This window comes from Rhizobium sp. BK312, assembly GCF_014193605.1.
Taxonomy (GTDB): Bacteria; Pseudomonadota; Alphaproteobacteria; order Rhizobiales; family Rhizobiaceae; genus Rhizobium.
The window spans coordinates 241,632-261,451 of record NZ_JACHZP010000001.1; the positions used below are offsets into that span (position 1 = coordinate 241,632).

The 19,820-nt window shown below is 59.3% G+C and carries 24 protein-coding genes; 13 read left to right on the forward strand and 11 right to left on the reverse strand.

Going from position 1 to position 19,820, the window contains the following annotated elements; translation table 11 throughout:
- Positions 1 to 67 precede the first annotated feature (67 nt).
- The 7 genes from FHT85_RS01150 (at position 68) to FHT85_RS01180 (ending at position 4,717) form a co-directional block, all read left to right on the forward strand.
- The gene (locus tag FHT85_RS01150) at positions 68 to 871 is read left to right on the forward strand and encodes an ABC transporter permease (protein ID WP_015340139.1); all 804 of its coding nucleotides are present in this window, start codon (positions 68 to 70) and stop codon (positions 869 to 871) included.
- Entirely contained in the window at positions 868 to 1,698 is an 831-nt protein-coding gene (locus FHT85_RS01155; RefSeq protein ID WP_112334674.1) for an ABC transporter permease, read from the forward strand. The genes FHT85_RS01150 and FHT85_RS01155 overlap by 4 nt, the downstream gene beginning before the upstream one ends.
- A gap of 185 nt (positions 1,699 to 1,883) precedes the next feature.
- The gene (locus tag FHT85_RS01160; RefSeq protein ID WP_112334673.1) at positions 1,884 to 2,150 is read left to right on the forward strand and encodes an usg protein; all 267 of its coding nucleotides are present in this window, start codon (positions 1,884 to 1,886) and stop codon (positions 2,148 to 2,150) included.
- A gap of 111 nt (positions 2,151 to 2,261) precedes the next feature.
- Complete coding sequence (locus FHT85_RS01165) at positions 2,262 to 3,086, forward strand: methyltransferase domain-containing protein (RefSeq protein ID WP_112411872.1); 825 nt, start codon at positions 2,262 to 2,264, stop codon at positions 3,084 to 3,086.
- 128 nt (positions 3,087 to 3,214) lie between these two features.
- Positions 3,215 to 3,907 carry a glutathione S-transferase family protein gene (locus tag FHT85_RS01170; RefSeq protein WP_112411871.1) on the forward strand — a complete coding sequence of 231 codons (693 nt, stop codon included), beginning with the start codon at positions 3,215 to 3,217 and terminating at the stop codon, positions 3,905 to 3,907.
- Positions 3,900 to 4,244 carry an ArsR/SmtB family transcription factor gene (locus FHT85_RS01175; RefSeq protein ID WP_112334670.1) on the forward strand — a complete coding sequence of 115 codons (345 nt, stop codon included), beginning with the start codon at positions 3,900 to 3,902 and terminating at the stop codon, positions 4,242 to 4,244. Before FHT85_RS01170 ends, FHT85_RS01175 begins: the two co-directional genes overlap by 8 nt.
- Complete coding sequence (locus tag FHT85_RS01180) at positions 4,241 to 4,717, forward strand: SRPBCC family protein (protein WP_112411870.1); 477 nt, start codon at positions 4,241 to 4,243, stop codon at positions 4,715 to 4,717. The genes FHT85_RS01175 and FHT85_RS01180 overlap by 4 nt, the downstream gene beginning before the upstream one ends.
- On the opposite strand, the gene FHT85_RS01185 is transcribed toward FHT85_RS01180, so the two are convergent.
- From FHT85_RS01185 to FHT85_RS01200, 4 genes are all read right to left on the reverse strand, one after another.
- A complete protein-coding gene (locus tag FHT85_RS01185) occupies positions 4,714 to 5,514 on the reverse strand; it encodes an ABC transporter ATP-binding protein (protein ID WP_112334668.1) in 801 nt (266 codons plus the stop codon). The genes FHT85_RS01180 and FHT85_RS01185 overlap by 4 nt on opposite strands.
- Positions 5,515 to 5,524: 10 nt before the next feature.
- Positions 5,525 to 6,361: an aliphatic sulfonate ABC transporter permease SsuC gene (ssuC, locus tag FHT85_RS01190; RefSeq protein WP_112334667.1), complete on the reverse strand. Its 837-nt coding sequence runs from the start codon at positions 6,359 to 6,361 to the stop codon at positions 5,525 to 5,527.
- A gap of 23 nt (positions 6,362 to 6,384) precedes the next feature.
- Positions 6,385 to 7,560 (reverse strand): FMNH2-dependent alkanesulfonate monooxygenase, encoded by a 1,176-nt coding sequence (ssuD, locus tag FHT85_RS01195; protein ID WP_112411869.1) that lies wholly within the window; start codon positions 7,558 to 7,560, stop codon positions 6,385 to 6,387.
- A 193-nt stretch (positions 7,561 to 7,753) separates the two neighbouring features.
- Complete coding sequence (locus FHT85_RS01200; protein WP_112411868.1) at positions 7,754 to 8,722, reverse strand: aliphatic sulfonate ABC transporter substrate-binding protein; 969 nt, start codon at positions 8,720 to 8,722, stop codon at positions 7,754 to 7,756.
- A gap of 141 nt (positions 8,723 to 8,863) precedes the next feature.
- Here FHT85_RS01200 and FHT85_RS01205 point away from each other — a divergent pair, with 141 nt between their 5' ends.
- A complete protein-coding gene (locus tag FHT85_RS01205) occupies positions 8,864 to 9,862 on the forward strand; it encodes an NAD(P)-dependent oxidoreductase (RefSeq protein WP_281412903.1) in 999 nt (332 codons plus the stop codon).
- A 62-nt stretch (positions 9,863 to 9,924) separates the two neighbouring features.
- Here FHT85_RS01205 and FHT85_RS01210 read toward each other — a convergent pair whose 3' ends face one another.
- The 3 genes from FHT85_RS01210 to FHT85_RS01220 form a co-directional block, all read right to left on the reverse strand.
- Positions 9,925 to 10,413 (reverse strand): Lrp/AsnC family transcriptional regulator, encoded by a 489-nt coding sequence (locus FHT85_RS01210; protein ID WP_069613098.1) that lies wholly within the window; start codon positions 10,411 to 10,413, stop codon positions 9,925 to 9,927.
- Between the two features lie 66 nt (positions 10,414 to 10,479).
- Entirely contained in the window at positions 10,480 to 11,112 is a 633-nt protein-coding gene (locus FHT85_RS01215; RefSeq protein ID WP_112411866.1) for a uracil-DNA glycosylase family protein, read from the reverse strand.
- Positions 11,109 to 11,678: a thermonuclease family protein gene (locus tag FHT85_RS01220; RefSeq protein ID WP_112411865.1), complete on the reverse strand. Its 570-nt coding sequence runs from the start codon at positions 11,676 to 11,678 to the stop codon at positions 11,109 to 11,111. The genes FHT85_RS01215 and FHT85_RS01220 overlap by 4 nt, the downstream gene beginning before the upstream one ends.
- 123 nt (positions 11,679 to 11,801) lie before the next feature.
- Between FHT85_RS01220 and FHT85_RS01225 the strand changes: the two genes are divergently transcribed.
- The gene (locus FHT85_RS01225) at positions 11,802 to 13,331 is read left to right on the forward strand and encodes a sensor histidine kinase (protein WP_112411864.1); all 1,530 of its coding nucleotides are present in this window, start codon (positions 11,802 to 11,804) and stop codon (positions 13,329 to 13,331) included.
- 123 nt (positions 13,332 to 13,454) lie between these two features.
- On the opposite strand, the gene FHT85_RS01230 is transcribed toward FHT85_RS01225, so the two are convergent.
- Together FHT85_RS01230 and cobT are read right to left on the reverse strand one after the other, a co-directional pair.
- The gene (locus FHT85_RS01230) at positions 13,455 to 13,847 is read right to left on the reverse strand and encodes a diacylglycerol kinase (protein WP_015340155.1); all 393 of its coding nucleotides are present in this window, start codon (positions 13,845 to 13,847) and stop codon (positions 13,455 to 13,457) included.
- A 185-nt stretch (positions 13,848 to 14,032) separates the two neighbouring features.
- Positions 14,033 to 15,049: a nicotinate-nucleotide--dimethylbenzimidazole phosphoribosyltransferase gene (gene cobT, locus FHT85_RS01235; protein WP_112411863.1), complete on the reverse strand. Its 1,017-nt coding sequence runs from the start codon at positions 15,047 to 15,049 to the stop codon at positions 14,033 to 14,035.
- A gap of 127 nt (positions 15,050 to 15,176) precedes the next feature.
- On the opposite strand from cobT, the gene FHT85_RS01240 reads away from it, so the two are divergent.
- From FHT85_RS01240 to FHT85_RS01255, 4 genes are all read left to right on the forward strand, one after another.
- On the forward strand, positions 15,177 to 15,950 hold the full coding sequence (locus FHT85_RS01240; RefSeq protein WP_112411862.1) for an adenosylcobinamide-GDP ribazoletransferase: 774 nt from the start codon (positions 15,177 to 15,179) through the stop codon (positions 15,948 to 15,950).
- A 19-nt stretch (positions 15,951 to 15,969) separates the two neighbouring features.
- Positions 15,970 to 16,191, forward strand: coding sequence for a DUF1289 domain-containing protein (locus FHT85_RS01245; protein WP_112398367.1), 222 nt, complete (start codon positions 15,970 to 15,972; stop codon positions 16,189 to 16,191).
- Positions 16,188 to 16,889, forward strand: coding sequence for a TIGR02281 family clan AA aspartic protease (locus FHT85_RS01250; RefSeq protein WP_112411861.1), 702 nt, complete (start codon positions 16,188 to 16,190; stop codon positions 16,887 to 16,889). The genes FHT85_RS01245 and FHT85_RS01250 overlap by 4 nt, the downstream gene beginning before the upstream one ends.
- Positions 16,890 to 16,987: 98 nt before the next feature.
- The gene (locus tag FHT85_RS01255; RefSeq protein WP_112411860.1) at positions 16,988 to 17,890 is read left to right on the forward strand and encodes a DMT family transporter; all 903 of its coding nucleotides are present in this window, start codon (positions 16,988 to 16,990) and stop codon (positions 17,888 to 17,890) included.
- Positions 17,891 to 17,924: 34 nt separating this feature from the next.
- On the opposite strand, the gene FHT85_RS01260 is transcribed toward FHT85_RS01255, so the two are convergent.
- Both FHT85_RS01260 and FHT85_RS01265 read right to left on the reverse strand, forming a co-directional pair.
- On the reverse strand, positions 17,925 to 18,455 hold the full coding sequence (locus FHT85_RS01260) for a GNAT family N-acetyltransferase (RefSeq protein ID WP_112411859.1): 531 nt from the start codon (positions 18,453 to 18,455) through the stop codon (positions 17,925 to 17,927).
- Positions 18,452 to 19,783 (reverse strand): bifunctional folylpolyglutamate synthase/dihydrofolate synthase, encoded by a 1,332-nt coding sequence (locus FHT85_RS01265; RefSeq protein ID WP_246779861.1) that lies wholly within the window; start codon positions 19,781 to 19,783, stop codon positions 18,452 to 18,454. The genes FHT85_RS01260 and FHT85_RS01265 overlap by 4 nt, the downstream gene beginning before the upstream one ends.
- Between the last annotated feature and the right edge of the window lie 37 nt (positions 19,784 to 19,820).

Below are 19,820 nucleotides of genomic sequence, written 5' to 3' on the forward strand. Positions count from 1 at the left end.
CGTTTTTGTTTGACAACGAGATGAATATAAGCAGAAACGCGGCAAAAGCCGCTAGGGGAAATATGGCATGAGCGGATTGTTTTCCGCCCTTGGTTCCTTGTGGACCTGGTTGAGTACGATTTTTGACCCATTGTGTGGTCCGGCCGGACTATTCACTCTGTTCGGCCAAAATACGATGCTCGCCTGTGGCGACACGGGATGGGGCGACGAGCTGGCCGGTGGCTTGAAGATCACCATCGCCGTCTCGGTCTTGACGCTGCCGCTTGGCATCGTCATCGGCTTCTTCGTCGCGCTCGCGCAGCAATCGGAAGAGAAATCGCTGAGGCTCGCCGCTGGTGTCTTCACGACGATTTTCCGCGGCCTGCCGGAGCTGCTGACGCTCTTCATCATCTACTATGGCATGCAGATCCTCTTGCAGTCCGTGCTCGCCAAATTCGGTTATGACGGACCCGTTGAGATCAACGCCTTCGCGGCCGGCATGGTGGCGCTGGCAATCGTCTTTTCCGCCTATTGTTCGGAAGTCCTCCTCTCTGCCTTCAAAGCCATTCCCAAAGGTCAATATGAGGCAGGCGATGCACTTGGATTTCATCGGGCGCGAACCATGCGGCTTATCATCGTGCCGCAACTCGTGCGTATTTCCCTGCCAAATCTCGGGAACCTCTGGATGAACCTGCTGAAGGATACGTCTTACGTGTCCATCATCGGCCTTGCCGATATCATCAGGCAGACGGGGATTGCCGTCCGCGCCACCAAGGCGCCCTTCACCTTCTATTCCATCGCCTGCCTGTTTTATCTGACACTGGCCGTCATCTCTTCCGTCGGCCTCTTCTATCTCGATCGATGGGCTAAACGCGCGGAGGTCCATCGATGAGCCATGCCGAAGTTCTGATCGCCGCGCAGCCGGCACCGCCTAAGACGGTCACGAAGCTGTCCAAGGCGCGCATCGCCGGTTATTTTTTTCTGACCCTCTGGGCCATTCTCGGTATTTCGCTGCTGGCAATGATTATAAGCGGGTGGGATGTTGACAAGCTCGAAACCTATGGGCCGCGGCTGCTTCACGGTCTCTGGATCACGGTCAAGCTGGTCGCTACATCCTTTATCCTCGGCGCGATTCTCTCGATACCGCTGGCCTTTGCCCGTATGTCGAGCAACAAGATCCTGAGCACGCTGACCTATTGCTATGTCTATCTGTTCCGCGGCACGCCGCTGCTGGCGCAGATTTTCATGGTCTATTACGGTTTCCCGAGCTTTCGCTGGTTCTTCGAGGATATCGGCCTCTGGTGGTTCTTCAAGGACCCCTTCTATTGCGGCGTTTTCGCCATGACGCTGAATACGGCGGCTTATCAGACGGAAATCGTCCGGGGCGCCATTCAGAGCGTGCCAAAGGGTCAGCGGGAAGCGGCCAGCGCCCTTGGTATCCATACCTGGATCGCCTTCCGCAAGATCATCATTCCACAAGCGCTCATCGTGGCGCTGCGCCCCTATGGCAACGAGATCATCCTGCTGATCAAGAGTTCGGCAACCGTCTCCATTATTACGGTCTTCGACCTGATGGGCGAAACACGCTACGCCTTCTCGCGGACCTACGACTACCAGATCTATCTCTGGGCTGCGATCTTCTATCTCGTGATTGTCGAACTCATGCGAAACGGCTGGGCGCGGATGGAAGGCGGGCTGACACGGCACCTCAAGCGCTGATCCTGCCAAGGCGGCATCTGGGCGCAGCCTTGGCAGCACTCCCATGCAGTCGCTGCTAATACATTGATTTCTGTGAATAAATTTCCATCATGACATTTTTCTAAAGCTTGAGTTTACCATCTGTTGTTTCCATATTTGAGTGACCATGAGTCACGAACAAGAATGGGAACGGAAAGAGAAAGCTCATGCATAACGACATGCAAAAGCAGTTGCAGGGTTATGGGTTGACGACGGCGCAGATCTTCTACCGCCTGCCCGATCATCCGCAATTCCTGCAGACCTATATCTGGCAGGATTATGATCTCGCCCCGAACTTCCCGGAAATGCGCGGCTTCCTGAAATTCTGGCAGGAAACGCTGGATGGCCCGCTGCATTCCGTGCGCTATGTCCATCGCAAGCTGATTTCAGCGACCGAATGGCGAGCCGTGAAGGGCGAATTCATCCTGCATTAGCCGCATCGGGTCTTCGGCATCACCAGTGCGCACGCTGGGCGACACGGCAAGCATTGCAAAAGCCGATCAAGCGCCTTAATGCCTGCGTGACGAATGGAAGGGCTGTCACTCATGGCAAAGAAGAAGATCGACGAAGACGCGCTTGCGGAAGCCTATAACCAGGCATTGGCACTGGAGAAGGCGGGCGATATCGACGCTGCGGTTCAGGCCTATGAGAAGGTGCTGGCTCTCGATCCGGAAGACCATGGTGGAGCAGCCGTGCGCATCGCCTCGATGGGACGCGGCGAGACGCCGGCCAAGGCGCCGGACGCCTATGTCGAAACCCTGTTCGACCAGCATGCCGAGGTTTTCGAGGATGTGCTGGTGGAGCAGCTCGGCTACCACGTCCCGGTTCTCGTGCGCCAGCGTCTGCAGGCTCTCGGCCTCGGTCCCTTCAAGCGTATGCTCGACCTCGGCTGCGGTACTGGCCTCACCGGCGGCACGCTGCGCGATATCGCCGAGGATATCACTGGCATCGACATTTCCGAAAACATGGTCGAAGTCGCCCATGAAAAGGATATTTACGAAACGCTCTTCGTTGCCGAGGTCGAGGATTTTCTCGACGACAATGACGAGGAAGCCTTCGATCTGATCACCGCGACTGATGTCCTGCCCTATCTCGGCGCGCTGGAACCCCTCTTCTTCGGCGCCGCCGAAAACATGACACCGGGCGGCCTCTTCATCTTCTCTTCGGAGACCCTGCCTGAGGCGACCATGGCCGGACGCCCCTATATAGTCGGCCCTCACCAGCGCTTTGCCCATTCCGAAGCCTATGTGCGCGAAAGGCTGACTGCGACCGGCTTCGAACTCGTTGAAATCACCGACATCAACGTCCGTATGGAAGATGGCCAGCCGACCCCGGGTCATATGGTCATTGCCCGTCGTCTCGCCGATTGAGGCAAAATACATCCCATCGGAAATAGTTATCCATTTTGATAACTATTTCCTTGCGCGGCGACCAGCGAGCTGATACTTAGCCATTCAGATAAGTATCAGCTCGAATCTTGATCTTGGAAAGTTGTCGCATGTCCCTTATTCTTTACCAGCATCCCCTCGCCTCCTTTTGTCACAAGGTGTTGATGGCGCTCTATGAAAACGGGACGCCGTTCGAAAGCCGCATCATCGATCTCGGCAATGCGGAATCGCGCGCTGCGCTGGTGCGCCTCTGGCCGCTCGCAAAATTTCCGGTGCTTCGCGACGAAGCCCTCGACAGCACCGTTCCCGAGACCAGCATCATCATCGAATATCTCGACCGGCATTATCCCGGCGCAACGCAACTGTTGCCGACCGAACTTTCGGATGCCCTGTGCGTCCGGCTCTGGGATCGCTTTTTCGATCTCTATGTGCAGGAGCCGATGCAAGCGATCGTCGCGGACGTGCGCCGGGCAGAAAAGGACAAGCGCCCACAAAGCGTCGCCGAAGCCGAGACCTTGCTGCGCACGGCTTATGGCATGATCGAAAAGCAGCTGGACGGAAAGATCTGGATCACCGGCAACAGCCTGACCATGGCCGATTGCGCCGCTGCGCCAGCCCTGTTCTACGCTGAAACGCTCGTTCCCTTTGGCGAAGAGCATGATCGGCTGAAGGCATATTATCGGCGCCTTATCGAGCGTCCTTCCTTCGCCCGCGTCCTGCAGGAAGCAATGCCCTATTTCCATATGTACCCTTATAGTGACAAACTGCCGGCGCAGTTCCGGCCGGAAAAGCCGAATGCTTGAAGAACCGCTGGCGCTCGACCGCATGTTCCAGGCCCTGTCCGATCAAAGCCGCCGCGGCATGATCGACAGGCTCGGGCGTGGACCGGCCTCCGTCACGGAACTGGCGCAGCCGCTCGATATGGCGCTGCCGACCGTGATGAAACATCTGCAGGTGCTGGAAACGAGCGGACTGGTGCTGTCGGAAAAGGCCGGACGAGTGCGCACCTATCATCTGCGCAAGGAAGCGCTGGCAGCCGTCGAGCGCTGGATCGCCGACCGCAAGGCATCCTGGAACCAGACCTTCGACCGGCTCGATCTCTTTCTTGCTGATACATCGACGGAGACGACAGACAAATGAGCATAAGATCGACAGACCATACGACGATCACCATAGAGCGTCATTTCAAGGCGCCTCTGCCGAAAGTCTTCGAGGCATGGGCAATACCGGAGCAGAAACGGCAATGGTTCGCCTGTCATGATGATTGGAAGCAGCTGGAGTTCCAGCTCGATTTTCGTGCCGGCGGCAGCGAAAGCAGTCGCGTCGCCTCAACCGAGGGCGTCATTCATGCCTATCAGGCGCGATATATCGACGTCGTCCAAAACGAGCGCTTCATTTATGCCTTCGACATGATGCTCGACGACGTCAGAATCTCCGTATCGCTGGCAACGGTCAGCTTCGCCCCCGAGCCCGGCGGCACGAAAATGACCTTCGTCGAACAGGTCGTGTTCCTCGACGGCTACAGCGACAACGGCTCGCGCCTCATGGGTACGGAAATCGGCTTCGATAACCTCAAGCTCTATGTCGAGGGAGACGATAGCAGGCCGAATTAAGCCCGCGCGTCACCGAGAATTGCCCCCAGCAGCTGCCCTTCGAGCTCTGCGAGCGCCGGATTGCCGTGACGGCGGGGATGCGGATAGGGAATGTCGAGATCGAGCACGATCCGGCCCTCGTCCAGCACAACAACCCGATCGGCCAGGTGCACGGCTTCGCTGACATCGTGCGTCACGAGCACGGCGGTAAAGCCGAGCTCGCGCCAAACGCGGTTCAGCAGCTCCTGCATGCTGATGCGGGTCAAAGCATCCAACGCACCGAGCGGCTCATCAAGCGCGAGGATACCGGGTTTGCTGACGAGCGCGCGGGCCAGCGCCACGCGCTGCCTCTGTCCACCGGAAAGGCTGGATGGCCATTCATCTACCTTCTCGGCAAGCTGTACCTCGGAGAGAACCGAAGCCGTTTCCTTCTTCGATACGTTTTGCGGCACGCCCTCGCCCAAGCCCACCGCCACATTGTCCGCGACGGAAAGCCAGGGCAGCAACCGCGGCTCCTGAAAGACGATGCGTGTATTGGGCTGTGTGTCACCACCATCGACCGCTTCAAAGCGAAGATGGCCTGCACTCGGCTCTTCCAGCCCCATCAGGATGCGCAGCAGTGTGCTCTTGCCGCACCCGCTCTTGCCGATGACGGCGACGAACTGACCAGCGGGAATATCGAGATCGATGCCGCGCAGGACGCGGTTGTTGCCGAAACTCTTCTCCAGACCCTTGATGTGGATAGCCGCAGCACCCGCAACTTGCGGCGTGATATCTGCGGCCTCTGCCCGTGCGCGATCGAGTGTGTTGACGCTCATGGGAAGCTCCTCAATTCCGATAGGCCGGATTCCAGCGCAAAGCCCTGCGCTCGATCGCCCGTGCGACGACATCGGCAAGCTTGCCGAGAATGGCGTAGATGACGAGCGTCAGCACCACGACATCAGTCATGCCGAACTCGCGGGCATTGTTGGCCATGTAGCCAATGCCCGACGATGCCGCGATCGATTCGGCAACAATGAGCGTCAGCCACATGATGCCGAGAGCAAACCGCAAGCCGACGAGAATGGACGGAAGTGCGCCGGGGAAGATGACCTTCCGGAACAGCGTCCAGTTGCTCATGCCGTAGACCCGTCCCATCTCGATCAGCCCGCGATCGACATTGCGCACGCCATGATAGGTGTTGAGATAGATCGGGAAGAGCACACCGAGCGCGGTCAGGAACAGCTTGGATTCCTCGCCGATCCCGAACCAGAGAATGACGAGCGGTACCATGGCGAGATGCGGAATGGTTCGCAGCATCTGCAGCGTCGTATCGGTCAGCTGTTCCGACAGCCGCGACACGCCGTTGGCGATGCCAAGCAGAAAGCCGATCGAGCCGCCAACCAACAGGCCGGCAAAGGCGCGGCCGGCGCTGACCAAGATATTGTTTGGGAGTTGGCCCGAAATCGTGGTCTGCCAGAAGGCGACCACGACGGCCGCCGGCGACGGCATGATACGGGTAGAGATCCATCCAAGCGACGAGCCCAGCTGCCATGCCGCGATGACGACAACCGGCAGCAGGAACGGCAGAAACCTCTGGAACGAAATACCTTGCCGCGCGACCCCGGCCTGGCGTGCGCGCCGTTCCGAGGCCACGCGGACGAAGGACGTGTCGAATGCCGACATGGGGATCTCCTTTTGATCTGGCGTTACGAGCCGGAAACGACCTTGAGATTGCCGCCATGACTGCCGCCCGCGAAAATCTGCTTGGCGCCGAATTCGTTACGGAACCCGGCACGCTGCTCGTCGCGCTTCAATCCCAGCTCGGGGAAGAGCAGTTCGGCCACACGATAAGCTTCCTCCAGATGCGGATAGCCCGAGCCGATCACAGTTTCGATGCCGAGCTCCTGATATTCCCGCAGCCTTGCAGCGACCGTCTTCGGCGATCCCACAAGTGCCGTACCAGCGCCAGCACGGACTAGGCCGACGCCGGCCCAGAGATTCGGCGACACTTCGAGCTTGTCGCGGCGGCCACCATGCAGCGCCGCCATGCGCTTCTGCCCGACGGAGTCGGACTGGTTGACGAATTGCTCCTGCGCTTCGCGGATTGTCTCGTCGTCGAGCTTCGAAATCAGCTTATCGGCCGCAGCCCATGCCTCTTCGTCCGTCTCGCGAACGATGAAGTGAAGGCGAATGCCGAAGCTGACCTCGCGTCCACGCTTGGCAGCGGCTGCCCGCACCTTTGCAATTTTCTCGCCGACCTGCGCCGGCGGCTCGCCCCATGTCAGATACTTGTCGACGCGACCAACCGAGAATTCGATACCCGCATCCGAAGATCCGCCAAAATAGAGCGGCGGGCGCGGTGCCTGCACCGGCGGCAGGCCGAGCCGTGCATTCGTCGCCTTGATATATTTGCCTTCGAAGGTGGACGATCCCGTCTCCAACAGCTCCTCCCAGACATGGAAGAATTCATCGGCATGGGCGTAGCGCTCATCGTGTTCCAGATGAATGCCGTCACCGGCGAGCTCTGCCGGGCTGCCGCCAACGACGATGTTGAGCAACACGCGGCCGTTCGAAACGCGATCAAGCGTCGAGGCGAGACGGGCGTAATAGGCGGGCGAGGCCGTACCCGGGCGGATAGCGACCAGAAACTTCAGCTTCTGCGTATGCGCCGAGAGCGCTGCAGCCGTCACGAAGGACTCTTCACAGGAAACGCCGGTCGGCAAAAGCACGCCCGTATAACCCAGCCGATCGACTGCCTGCGCGATCTGCTGGAGATAGCCGATCTCCGGGCCGCGGTTGAGATCGGCCGTACCCAGATAGGTGCCGTCACCGGAGGTCGGGATGAACCAGAGAAAATCGATGGGTTTTGCGTTCGCGGTCATGAAGCTTTCCTGCTTTCTGGATGCGCGTGGTCGGGAGCCACCTCCCGATGTTCGATCCGGATAATGGCATAGACTATCGATTACATCGACAATATGGATTTTCTAATTGTCGGCGTTTGACGAAATATTTTGCCCATAAAGTCCGCGCCCGTAGTGTTAGGGGCGTAGACGATATCCGTGGGTCTTGTCAGCCTCAGCTCGCCTTTGGTCGCCAGACGATGTCCGTGACGTTGAGCTTCTTCGGAACGATGCCAAGATTATAGAACTCGTCAGCCAGCCCCTGCTGATAGGTGATCGCCGAATCCGTAATGGTAGAGACGCCACCAAGATTTGCACCAGGGCGCGTCAGCACCACCCGCGTCACCTCGGCCGGCACGCCGGTGATTTCGGACATGGCCTTAACGGTGCCGTCCAAATCCGATTGCGCCGCCGCCCCCACCTTGGCCAGTTCGTCGATGACGTCGATAATCACCTGGGGATTATCCTTGGTGAAATCGCCGTTGGCCAGGAAATAGCTGAAGGAATCGACGATGCCCCGCGCAGTCGCAAGGATGCGGGTATCCGGATCGGCTTCTGCAATGGCGAGATAGGGATCCCAGATCGACCAGGCATCGATCGCACCGGTCTTGAACGCAGCGGCTGCATCCGGCGGCGTGAGATCGAGCGGCTGGATATCGCTGATCGTCAGCCCGCCTTTGCGAAGCGCCTTGACGGCGACGTTGTGGGCGCTGGAGCCGCGCTTGAAGGCAACCTTCTTTCCCTTGAGATCGGCAAGCGTCTGGATCGGCGAATCCTTGCGCACGAGAATGGCGGAGCTTTCGGGGCTGCCGGTGTAAATGCCGACATACAGCAGATTGCCGTTGGCAGCCTGCGCAAACAGCGGCGGCACATCGCCCGTCGCACCGAAATCGAGAGCACCGGCGCCAAGAGCTTCCAGCAGCGGCGGGCCGGATGTGAATTCCGACCATTCGACGGATATGCCGCGATCGGAAAGCCGCTTTTCCAACGCCCCTTGACGCTTTGCCAATGCCAATACGCTGTTCTTCTGCCAGCCGATCCGAAACGTCGTCGCTGCGGCCGCACGTGACTGTCGAACGGAAGGCAAAGCGAAGGCAACCGCCGTCGCACCGAGAAGGCCGAGTGTCTGTCTGCGCGAAATCATCGAAGATCCCTTTTCATGAGGCCTCGGCGCTTCCGCGGCCACCGGCTCGTTGTCGATGGCTTAAAGATCGCAAATCCATAGATTATATCGACAAAGAATATTATGAAGATTCACGACGATGACGAAATTCCATTCCAATAAATGCAAAAATTTGAAATCAGATTTCACGTCGCGTGCCATGGTGACAAGTTGCCCGACAAATCGGTCTTTCGTCTCCGTGCCCTTTCGGCTAAGCCTGCGGAACAAATTCGGTCATGGAGTTATGAAATGGCAAAGGTCTCATTCATCGGCATGGGCGTCATGGGTTACCCCATGGCCGGGCATTTGAAGGTCAAGGGCGGGCATGATGTCACCGTCTATAACCGCACCGTTACCAAAGCTGAAGCATGGGCCAAACAGTATGACGGCAAGTTTGCCCCTACCCCGGCCGAAGCGGCTGCAGGCGCCGATTTCGCCTTCACCTGCGTCGGCAATGACGACGACCTTCGCTCGGTGACGACGGGCGAGCACGGCGTCCTTTCAAGCATGAAGGCTGGTTCGATTCTTATCGACAACACCACCGCAAGTGCCGAAGTCGCCCGCGAACTCTACGCAGCCGCCAAGGAAAAAGGCGTCGACTTCATCGACGCACCTGTTTCCGGCGGACAGGCAGGCGCGGAAAACGGCGTGCTGACCGTCATGTGCGGCGGTGACGAAGCCGTCTTCGAGAAGGCTCGTCCCGTTATCGACGCCTATGCCCGCATGGTCGGGCTGATGGGGTCTGTCGGCGCGGGACAGCTGACCAAGATGATCAACCAGATCTGCATTGCCGGCATCGTCCAGGGACTCGCCGAAGGCATCCATTTCGGCAAGCAGGCCGGCCTCGATATCGAAAAGGTCGTGGAGGTCATTTCCAAGGGCGCCGCCGGTTCCTGGCAAATGGAAAACCGCCACAAGACCATGAATTCAGGCAAGTATGATTTCGGCTTTGCGGTCGACTGGATGCGCAAGGATCTCGGCATCGTGCTCGAGGAGGCCCGCCGCAATCAGGCCAAGCTGCCGCTCACGGCCCTCGTCGATCAGTTCTACGGCGACGTCCAGGCGATGGGAGGCAATCGCTGGGATACCTCCTCGCTGCTCGCGCGCCTGGACAAGAAGTAAAAGGCTGCCGGGAAATCAACAGCTGCTGCTGAGCGCCTCATCAGAGCGGCGCTCAGTTTATGTCAGTCCTCGTTGGACTTGGCATTTTCCAGCAGCATGTAATCGAGCGGCAGCTCCGTCGAATACTTGATCTGCTCCATCGCAAAGGCCGAGGAGACGTCGCGGATTTCGATCTTGGCGATCATGCGCTTGTAGAAAGCGTCATAAGCCGCGATATCCGGAACGACGACGCGCAGCAAATAGTCGACATCGCCGCTCATGCGATAGAATTCGACCACTTCCGGGAAATCGGCGATCACTTCCGAAAAGCGCTTCAGCCATTCGATCGAGTGGCTGTTGGTGCGGATCGATACGAAAACCGTGACCTTGGTGTTGACCTTTTCCGGATCGAGCAAGGCCACGCGGCGGCGAATGACGCCATCCTCTTCCATCTTCTGGATACGGCGCCAGCAAGGCGTCGTCGAGAGACCGACCTTCTTGGCAAGATCGGCTACGGCCAGAGTGGAATCCTCCTGCAGCAGGCGCAGGATTTTGCGGTCAAGACGGTCCATTAAAGCATCCCTTCGAATTATATTCTCTCTATAGCTCATTTTAAGCGAGAGAAAAGAAACTTTTTCTCAAGAAAGCAGGCTTTTCACACGTTGTTGTAATACTGGAAGCAACTCGGCCTCGAACCACGGGTTACGTTTCAGCCAGCCGCTGTTGCGCCAGCTCGGATGCGGCAATGGCAGGATGGACGGCGACCGGTTGGTTAGAAGATAACGCCGCCACTCAGCGACCGTCTCGGTCATCGAACCCATGCGCTTCGCTCCAAGATGCCAAGCCTGCGCATATTGACCGATCGTCAGGATCAATTCGATCTGCGGCATCGCATCCATCGCCCGCTGCCGCCATAACGGTGCGCACTCCTTGCGCGGCGGCAGATCGCTTCCCGCCTTGTCATAGCCCGGAAAGCAGAAGCCCATGCCCATTATGGCGAAATGATCCGGATTGTAGAAACTCTCGCGATCCACAGCGAGCCACTGACGCAAACGGTCACCGGAGGCATCGTTGAACGGCACGCCGCTCTCGTGAACGCGCAATCCTGGCGCCTGCCCTGCGATGAGTATTCGTGCAGTCGATGATAGTGTCGCAACCGGACGCGGCTCATGCGGCAGGCGATCCGCCTCGCCCTTTGCCGGTGCATCCCGACAGAGACGGCAGGCCGCAATCGCCGAACGCAGGACTTGCAATTCGCTTTCCTGCTTCATGGAGCGCTCCAACCGACAAGCTGGCGCAAATAGCCGAGCCATCCGGCAATCGGATCGTTGTCATGGGCCATACGCTCCTCGCGCCGATAGTCGCTCGGCCTCTCGAAATCACTGGCCCAAAGCCCAGCCTTCGCCTGCCGTGCGCTCCGCTCCTCGCTTGCATAGCCGCCATAAGAAACCGCCATGCCACTGCGCACCATCGCGGCGTTGATATCGGCATCGCCGGCGACACATGTCACCAACAGGCGACCATAGCGATCCCTCTCCCGCCCCCGACATTCGGGCGCTCCGGTCTTAATCATTGTGGCAAGCGCCTTGCGTGCATCTTCGCCGCAGGCCCAATCCGCGCCATTGCGTTGGCAGCGCTGTCGATATTCGGGCGCATCGATCCCTTTCAGTCTCAAGCGCTCGCCACTGGCGGAAAGCGTGTCGCCATCAATGACATAAAAGCTGCCGTTTTGAATGATTTCCGGTCGATTGTTCATCTTCAACGCGAATAATGCAAGAATGGCAAGCAGCGCGAAAGTGACCACGCCGTCACGAAACAGGCGGCCCGACCGCATCACGTTGTTGCCTCCTTTAAGAACAAATCCTTGGCGAAGATGGCAAACAAATCATTTCGGCGCAGCATCTTCTTAAGATTTAAACGCTAGGGTGTAGCCTCAGGCAGGCTAAGTTTCAATGTAACCATGAGCACCGGCGTCAGCACATCGACAGATAAAAACATTGTCGACCGATCGCGCAGTCACCGTAACCGGGCTGTGTCGAAGGCCGTGCGGCAAACGCGCGAGCGCCTGCAAAGCGGCCATAGCCGCAATTTCGACCGCGAACTGATGATGATGCATATCGACACCTTGCGGCAGAGTGCCGCCGTCGTGCCGATCTTCGTCATCGTGGTTGCTGTTCTCGGCGTCTACCTGACGCGTGATGCCGGCATTCTCTTCTGGACCATTCCGATCCTCACGGCGCATGCCATCAACATGCTGATCGGACGGCGCGCCAAGAAGCAGGAAATATCAGCCGAAAGCGCCAGAAAGTGGCGGCAGCTGCTTTTGCTGGGGCAATTGCTCGTCGGCTTCTGTTGGGCGCTTTTTGCGATGCAAAATTGCGCGACCTGCGGCGGCGACAGTTTCGCCTTTTACAAGGGCACGACCCTGCTAGCGGCAATCTGCATTACGGCCATGTCCAGCTTCATGCTGCCACGAGCTGTTCCGTTTTCCTTCGCGCCGGCGACCGTAGCGCTGACCGTGGCAGCCATCCTGACGCGAAGGCCTTCCGATATCGCCCTCACCGCAGCCATTTCGGTTGCCGTGATATTCTTCAGCTTCATCACCAACCGCATGTATCAGTCGAACCTGAAGATTCTCTCTTTCCAATCGGAGAAGGACGATCTGATCGCGGAACTGGAAGTCGCGAAATCGATGTCCGACGAGGCCCGTAGGCGTGCCGAAGAAGCAAACCTCGCCAAATCGCGCTTTCTTGCTTCCATGTCGCACGAGCTTAGAACGCCGCTGAATGCGATCCTTGGCTTTTCCGAAGTCATGTCGGCGGAGGTCATGGGGCCGCTCAACAATCCGACCTATCGCGAATACACAAGTGATATCCATCGATCCGGCCAGCACCTGCTCAACCTGATCAACGAAATCCTCGACCTCTCTCGTATCGAGGCCGGCAAATACGAGCTGAACGAAGAAGCGATTTCTCTCCTCGATATTGCCGAGGATTGCATCGGCATGGTGCAGTTGCGTGCCCGCGCCAAGAACATTTCGATCTCATCGCAATTTGAAGCGCAGCTGCCCTCCGTCTGGGCCGACGAGAAATCGATGCGCCAGGTGATCCTCAACCTCCTGTCGAATGCGGTGAAATTCACGCCGCAGGGCGGCGAAATCAGCGTCAAGGTCGGCTGGACCGCCGGTGGCGGCGAATATGTCGCGATCAAGGACAACGGTCCGGGCATCCCCGAAGAGGAGATCCCGATTGTGCTGTCGGCCTTCGGCCAGGGCTCTATCGCCATCAAGAGCGCCGAACAGGGCACCGGCCTCGGGCTGCCGATCGTACAGGCCATTCTCGCCAAGCATGACGGTCAGTTCATGCTGAAATCCAAGCTGCGGGAAGGCACGGAAGTCATCGCCATCCTACCGCCCAAGCGCGTGCTGCAAAGCCTGCCGGCGGTCGAGGACGCGCCACTCGCCGAGCGGCGCAAGAAGAGCTTCGCGTAAACGAAGCATGGACGCTGATCGTTAGAGCGCTTCAGCTTTTCGTGGAATCTCTGAACCGCTCTATCTCTTTGTTGTCCCGCAATTCCGGACGGAAAACCGCTACGCACTTTTCCTGGAATTGCTTTAGCGAAACAGCAGATGGCTGCCGATGACGTAAAGCATGTAGATACCGGACGCGACCAGCATACAGAGAACGGCAAAGGAGCCGAGATCCTTGGCGTGCTTGCCGACGTTGGAAATCTCCGGCGAGATCCGGTCGATCACCTCTTCCACCGCCGTATTCATGGCTTCGACTGCGAAGACGGCAAGGAACAAGACCATCGCGATGACGATCTCACCGATGGTCGCGCCGACGGCGATCAACAGGATCAGTCCCACTCCGGCAAAAAGGAGCTCCTGTCGAAAGGCCGATTCCTGCAACAGCCGCTGAAATCCGCCCCAGGAATAGCCGGCAGCGGCGAAAAAGTGCCGAATCCCGGTCTCCTTATTGACCGCTGATTTTGAAAACTCCGCCATTCGCGCTCCGCCCGTATTGTCCCGGTTGCAATCTGGATGCCTTGCGAATACCGCCTCACCGTGGGCGAAGCAAGGCGACAGCTCTCGCCGCCTCGAAATTCATTGCAGTTTTATGACGGAAAACCGATCATCTACAGGAAATTGAGCGGCGAAACGTTTATTTCAACGTTTCGCCGCTCGGTTTTTCAGTGCTTGTTCGTAACCCCGGCGCTTTCGAACGTCGCCATGCCCGAATGGCAGGCTGCCGCAGCCTTGACGATGCCGGCGGCCAATGCCGCCCCCGTACCTTCGCCAAGCCGCATGCCGAGCGCCAGAAGCGGCGTCTTGCCGAGCTTTTCGATCGAACGGAGATGACCCGGCTCGGCCGAAACATGCCCGATCAGGCAATGATCGAGGGCAGAGGGATTGGCAGCCTTGAGAATAGAGGCGGCGGCCGTCGCGACATAGCCGTCGATGATAACAGGGATACGCTCCATGCGCGCGGCGAGGATGGCGCCGGCCATGGCGGCGATCTCGCGGCCGCCAAGGCGGCGCAGGATTTCCAGCGGATCGTTGAGATGATCGCGATGAAGCGCGACCGCCTTCTCGACGGCAGCGATCTTGCGCTTCAGCATCTCACCTTCCGAGCCCGTACCGGGACCGACCCAGTCTTCAGCCTTGCCGCCATAGAGCGCGTAATGAATGGCCGCGGCGATCGTGGTATTGCCGATGCCCATCTCGCCAATGCAGAGCAGATCCGTGCCGCCGGCAATCGCTTCCATGCCGAAGGCCATGGTGGCCGCGCAGTCGCGTTCGCTCAATGCCGGTTCTTCGGTGATATCCCCGGTCGGGAACTCGAGCGCGAGATCGAAGACCTTGAGGCCGAGGTCATAGGCAACGCAGATCTGGTTGATGGCTGCGCCGCCGGCCGCGAAATTCTCCACCATCTGCTGCGTCACCGAAGGCGGAAACGGGGTGATCCCCTGCTTGGTGACACCATGATTTCCGGCAAAGATCGCCACCAGAGGCCGGGTCACGGCCGGCGGACGACCGGTCCAGGCCGCCAGCCAGAAAGCGATTTCCTCTAGTCTTCCAAGCGCGCCCGGCGGCTTGGTGAGCTGTGCATCACGTTCGCGCGCGGCCACGAGCGCCCGGGCATCCGGGCCTGGAAGGTCGCGCAGCAATGCGCGGAAATCGTCGAATGGGAGGCCGCTGACGCTCATGAATGCGTTCCTTGTCTTTTAGTCTCAAATCGGGTTCTTTGCGTGCGACTCTATTAGTCCTGGGAATCGGCGTGAACAACTCCAAAAGCGCCCGATGCTGTCGCGCGTATGGCGGGGAGAGGAAGAAATGCGGGAATATATGCGTGACATCGCGCGCTCCGTCGCTTTCTTGAGCCGCATTCCCGTGCCGTCGTCCTTTTTCGAAGGCGATGACGGCAAGCTCTCGCGTGTTTCACGCGCTTTTCCTGTCGCCGGCCTGCTGATCGCCCTGCCCTCTGCACTGACCTTCAGCGTGCTGCTTGCCCTCAACGCCGATCCGTTGATGGCCGCATTGCTGGCGCTTGCCGCGCACACGCTCCTGACCGGCGCCCTCCATGAAGACGGGCTCAGCGACACGGCAGACGGATTGGGTGGCGGTAAGGACCGCGAGCGCGCACTCGAAATCATGAAGGATAGCCGTATCGGGACGTACGGGGCGGCAGCGTTGATACTGTCCTTCGGATTGCGGGCGGCAGCACTTGCCGCCATCGCCCGGCATCTCTCGCCTGAGGACGCCGCGGTCGCAATCCTCGCCGCGGCCACCTTGAGCCGCGGTGCCATGGTCTGGCATTGGTACGCCCTGCCGTCAGCCAAACCGGATGGGATCGCGGCATCGGCGGGCAAGCCGGATGACGACGCCATGCAGCTGGCGCTGCTTGCGACACTTGGCCTTGCGGTGCTCGTCGGTCCTGCCATGGGCGTTCCGGCGCTGGTTGGCTGCCTTCTTGCGACAAGCGTCGCGGCATTTCTGGCCACGCGATATATCCGTCAGAAATTGGCTGGCCATACGGGCGATACGATCGGCGCGACCCAGCAGATTTGCGAGATCGCGTCGCTCTGTACTCTTGCCATGTGCGTTTGAAGCATCGATATATGATCCCATGCTGACACCCTGCATCCTCGTCTGCTCCATCGATCAGAACACCGGCTATTGCTTCGGCTGCGGCCGCACATCCGCTGAAATCGGCGCGTGGATGAACTATAGCGATGACGAACGCCGTCAGATCATGGAAATGCTTCCGGAGCGCCTGACCAAGGTCGAGCGCAAGCCACGCCGGGAGACCCGCCGCCAAAGGATGGCACGGGAGCGCAGCGCCGTATGAACCGCCTGAACATCGTTCTCGTCATTCTCGGCATCGGCCTCGCACTGCTCGTCTTCAACAATAATACCGGCTCCACCTTCGGCATGCGCAATGACGACTTCGCGCGTGTCGTCTATCTCGTGCCGATCGCCCTGATGATGAGCGCCGCCGTCTGGGCTAGCCGGCATACGGTCAGCCAGTCGATCCGTAATCTTCTCATCTGGTTCGTCGTCATCATGGCGCTCGCGACCGCCTACATCTATCGCCGCGATGCAGAACAGGTCGGCAACCGCCTCTTTGCCGGCCTGATGCCCGGCCATGCAGTCGTGGTCACGACGAGCGAAGGCGGCCAGGAAGTCATCCTTCACAAGCGTTCGAACGGGCATTTCGAAGCGAAGGTCATGATCAACGGCCAACCGATCGACATGCTGATCGACACCGGCGCCAGCACCATCGCCCTGTCGCAGGAAGACGCCGAGCGCGTTGGTATCATTCCGGAAAACCTCACCTATTCGCAGACGGTACTGACCGCCAATGGCCGCGCCAGAGCGGCCCCCGTAGAACTCGGCTCGGTGGCAATCGGCCCGATCAAGCGCAGGGATGTCCAAGCGAGCGTGGCAGAAGCAGGCAGGCTCGATCAGAGCCTGCTCGGCATGAGCTTTCTCGAAACCCTGGGGTCCATGCAGATGCAGACGGACGAGCTTCGGCTGCGAGACTAACGAACCGCCGTATGCGATAGTTCGGTTGGGAGCGAAGCATTCGCCGGCCTCTCCACTCTAAAAGATGGCATGTCCAAACCTTATAAGAGTGAAAAACGATGACGCCGGCAAGACCGAACCTGACGACCGAACTGCTGCTTCTCCTTGCACTCGCGATCTGCTGGGGCGCCTCCTACACCTTCATCCGCGTCGGCGTGGCAACCATTCCGCCGATCACGCTGATTGCCGCGCGAACCCTGATCGCCGGTCTTGTCCTTCTCGCCATCATCCGCTGGTGCGGGCTGAGCTTGCCGAGAGACGCTGCCACATGGAAGCGTTTCCTCATTCAGTCCTGCCTCAACAGCGCCATTCCCTTCACGTTGATCGCCTGGGCGGAACAAACCGTCGATGCCGGTCTGGCGACCATATTGAATTCCACGACGCCGATTTTCGCTTTTCTGATCGCCGCTTTCCTGCTGCGCTCCGAGTCGCTGACGGGACGCAAGCTATTTGGCGTGATTGCCGGCATGGCGGGCATCTGCCTGATCATCGGCCTCGATGCGCTACATGGCATGGGCCGCCAATTGCTGCCGCAGCTTTCCGTTGTCGCGGCATCGATCTGCTATGCCTGTGCCGCCTTGTTCGGCCGCAATTTCAAGGGACTGGACCCGATGATGCCGGCAGCCAGCTCGTTGCTTTGCGGTGCCGCCCTCCTGGTCCCGGCGAGCCTGATTGTCGAACATCCCTGGCAGATTGCGCCATCGACAGCCTCGATCCTGGCACTGCTCGGTCTGTCGGTCGTCTCCACCGCGCTTGCCTTCAGCATCTATTTCCGACTTATCCAGACCCTGGGCTCGGTCGGCACGACGGCGCAGGCCTATCTTCGCGTCCCGATCGGCGTCGGCATCGGCGTTACCCTCCTCGGCGAGCCTCTATCCCCGACGGCAGCCATCGGTCTTGTCTGTGTCGTGGCAGGTGTCATGGCCATGACCATCGCACCACGCAGGAAGGCCCTGGCCTAAAAAGGCAATCACGTTCAGCGCTTGCATGGGGGGTTTAGCTTAGCAGAGACAGATCGTCCCATGCGAAAATGAGATTGTCGGAGCGCCAGATAGGTCCCGGATCGGTGTAACGACCGATCAATTGCCCGCCAAGCGCGCGGTAGAAAGAGATTGCCGATCCGTTGCCGACGACAACGCCAAGCGCGGCGCCCGAATATCCCATGGCAGCAAACTCTTCCATCATTATCCGCATGAGCCGGCGGCCAAGTCCCTGACGCTTGATGGAGGGATCGATATAGAGCGATTTTATCTCACCGCGCCCCTCGAATGCTGGCTCGGACGCAGCTGCAATCGCGCCGATGCCGACAAGTCGCGCACCTTGTTCAGCCAGGAACACGCGCTGATCCCGACGCGGAGTGGCCAAAATATCGGCCCATCGCGCGCGACGGTAATCTTCACCAAGGACCCGATAGACTTCGGCAGGTGCGAGATCGCGATAGGTATCGCACCAGATCGCGCGATGCAGCCTGGCGATGTCAGCAACATCACCGGCGAGCGCGGGCCTGATCTCTATGTCCGTCGTCATTGGGCATTTCTGAGGACGGTGCTACGCAGCGCGCCGACGAGATAGAGCGAACCGGTAACAAGCATCCAACCGCCGCGCTCGGCGGCTTTCACCATAGCCCGATCCAGCGCCCTGTGCGGGTCCGGCTCGGCTTCGCAATTCATACCCATGGACTTCCCCAACGCTTCCAGCTCGATCGCTGGATGGGCACGCCCCGATCCGGACGCTTCCGTAAAGACAGCATAAGCCGCGTATCGCGATAACACGTCCAGAAAGCCGGGTGCATCCTTGTCGGATGCCAGTGCGACGATGGCAACACATTCGCCGCTGACCGAGGAGGAGCGCGTGATATCGCGCAACACAGCCTCGATGTTGAACGGCACATGTGCACCATCCATGATGATGGGCAGGCTTTGCCGCCCCTTTGCCAATGCAGGCGACAGAGAAACGTCGAAACGCTCCATCCGCCCCGGCAGACGCGCCTTGTCGATGACCGCTTTTTCGAGCAGCCATGCACCGATCGGCTGACCCTTTTCGCCTCCCTCTCGCACACTCTCACCCTGCCGCCCCAGATGATCGAACACGAGTCCGACCAGGGCGATATTCGTTGCGGCAATCGTCTCATCGTCTGGAAGATTGGTCCGAAGCACCTTGCAGCCCAGCTCATCGGCGCGCCGCTGCAACACCTGTCCTGCGACATCGTCGGCGGCAAGCGTCGTCACAAGCGTCGCGCCCGGTTTCAATATGCCGACTTTCTCCCGCGCTATCGCCTCGCGCGTGCTTCCCAGAATCTCCGTGTGCTCAAGGCCGATATTCGTGACGATCGCGACTTCGCCGAAGACCACATTCGTCGAATCCAGCCTGCCGCCCAGCCCGACCTCGACCACGATCCAGCTCAAACCGGCGTCCCTGAAGACGACGAAAGCGGCCGCCGTTATCACATCGAACCAGGTGGCGTCCTCGCCGGCGGTTGCCGCCTGCTTGGCGTCCTCATAGCCATCCAGAACCTGCATGATCGCCGTCGCCAGCGCATCGTCCTCGACCTCCTGGCCGAGAATGCTGACACGCTCATTCACCCGATCGACATGTGGCGATCCATAACGTCCGATCCGCCAGCCAGCCCGCAGCAATCCAGCCTCGAGGAGCGCCGAGACCGATCCCTTACCCTTGGTGCCGGCGACGTGGATGGCGCGAAAGCTCCGATGCGGATTGCCCAGACGCTGCATGAGATCGAGCATCGGCTCGAGACCGACCCGCATTTCCCCGCGCGGCTTGCGCTCCCAATTGGTTAGTTGATCGAGCCGGGAGAGTGCCTGGGGCAGCGAAGGGTTGAGATGAGCCTGCGACATTGAAGCTTTCCTGGACCATTTTGTTGCGGCTGAGAAA

Excerpts from the sequence above, each read along its gene's own strand:
- FHT85_RS01150 (WP_015340139.1), top strand. The coding sequence starts at position 68 with ATGAGCGGATTGTTTTCCGCCCTTGGTTCCTTGTGGACCTGGTTGAGT.
- FHT85_RS01155 (WP_112334674.1), top strand. The coding sequence starts at position 868 with ATGAGCCATGCCGAAGTTCTGATCGCCGCGCAGCCGGCACCGCCTAAG.
- FHT85_RS01160 (WP_112334673.1), top strand. The coding sequence starts at position 1,884 with ATGCATAACGACATGCAAAAGCAGTTGCAGGGTTATGGGTTGACGACG.
- FHT85_RS01165 (WP_112411872.1), top strand. The coding sequence starts at position 2,262 with ATGGCAAAGAAGAAGATCGACGAAGACGCGCTTGCGGAAGCCTATAAC.
- FHT85_RS01170 (WP_112411871.1), top strand. The coding sequence starts at position 3,215 with ATGTCCCTTATTCTTTACCAGCATCCCCTCGCCTCCTTTTGTCACAAG.
- FHT85_RS01175 (WP_112334670.1), top strand. The coding sequence starts at position 3,900 with ATGCTTGAAGAACCGCTGGCGCTCGACCGCATGTTCCAGGCCCTGTCC.
- FHT85_RS01180 (WP_112411870.1), top strand. The coding sequence starts at position 4,241 with ATGAGCATAAGATCGACAGACCATACGACGATCACCATAGAGCGTCAT.
- FHT85_RS01185 (WP_112334668.1), bottom strand. The coding sequence starts at position 5,514 with ATGAGCGTCAACACACTCGATCGCGCACGGGCAGAGGCCGCAGATATC.
- ssuC (WP_112334667.1), bottom strand. The coding sequence starts at position 6,361 with ATGTCGGCATTCGACACGTCCTTCGTCCGCGTGGCCTCGGAACGGCGC.
- ssuD (WP_112411869.1), bottom strand. The coding sequence starts at position 7,560 with ATGACCGCGAACGCAAAACCCATCGATTTTCTCTGGTTCATCCCGACC.
- FHT85_RS01200 (WP_112411868.1), bottom strand. The coding sequence starts at position 8,722 with ATGATTTCGCGCAGACAGACACTCGGCCTTCTCGGTGCGACGGCGGTT.
- FHT85_RS01205 (WP_281412903.1), top strand. The coding sequence starts at position 8,864 with ATGCAAAAATTTGAAATCAGATTTCACGTCGCGTGCCATGGTGACAAG.
- FHT85_RS01210 (WP_069613098.1), bottom strand. The coding sequence starts at position 10,413 with ATGGACCGTCTTGACCGCAAAATCCTGCGCCTGCTGCAGGAGGATTCC.
- FHT85_RS01215 (WP_112411866.1), bottom strand. The coding sequence starts at position 11,112 with ATGAAGCAGGAAAGCGAATTGCAAGTCCTGCGTTCGGCGATTGCGGCC.
- FHT85_RS01225 (WP_112411864.1), top strand. The coding sequence starts at position 11,802 with ATGAGCACCGGCGTCAGCACATCGACAGATAAAAACATTGTCGACCGA.
- FHT85_RS01230 (WP_015340155.1), bottom strand. The coding sequence starts at position 13,847 with ATGGCGGAGTTTTCAAAATCAGCGGTCAATAAGGAGACCGGGATTCGG.
- cobT (WP_112411863.1), bottom strand. The coding sequence starts at position 15,049 with ATGAGCGTCAGCGGCCTCCCATTCGACGATTTCCGCGCATTGCTGCGC.
- FHT85_RS01240 (WP_112411862.1), top strand. The coding sequence starts at position 15,177 with ATGCGGGAATATATGCGTGACATCGCGCGCTCCGTCGCTTTCTTGAGC.
- FHT85_RS01245 (WP_112398367.1), top strand. The coding sequence starts at position 15,970 with ATGCTGACACCCTGCATCCTCGTCTGCTCCATCGATCAGAACACCGGC.
- FHT85_RS01250 (WP_112411861.1), top strand. The coding sequence starts at position 16,188 with ATGAACCGCCTGAACATCGTTCTCGTCATTCTCGGCATCGGCCTCGCA.
- FHT85_RS01255 (WP_112411860.1), top strand. The coding sequence starts at position 16,988 with ATGACGCCGGCAAGACCGAACCTGACGACCGAACTGCTGCTTCTCCTT.
- FHT85_RS01260 (WP_112411859.1), bottom strand. The coding sequence starts at position 18,455 with ATGACGACGGACATAGAGATCAGGCCCGCGCTCGCCGGTGATGTTGCT.
- FHT85_RS01265 (WP_246779861.1), bottom strand. The coding sequence starts at position 19,783 with ATGTCGCAGGCTCATCTCAACCCTTCGCTGCCCCAGGCACTCTCCCGG.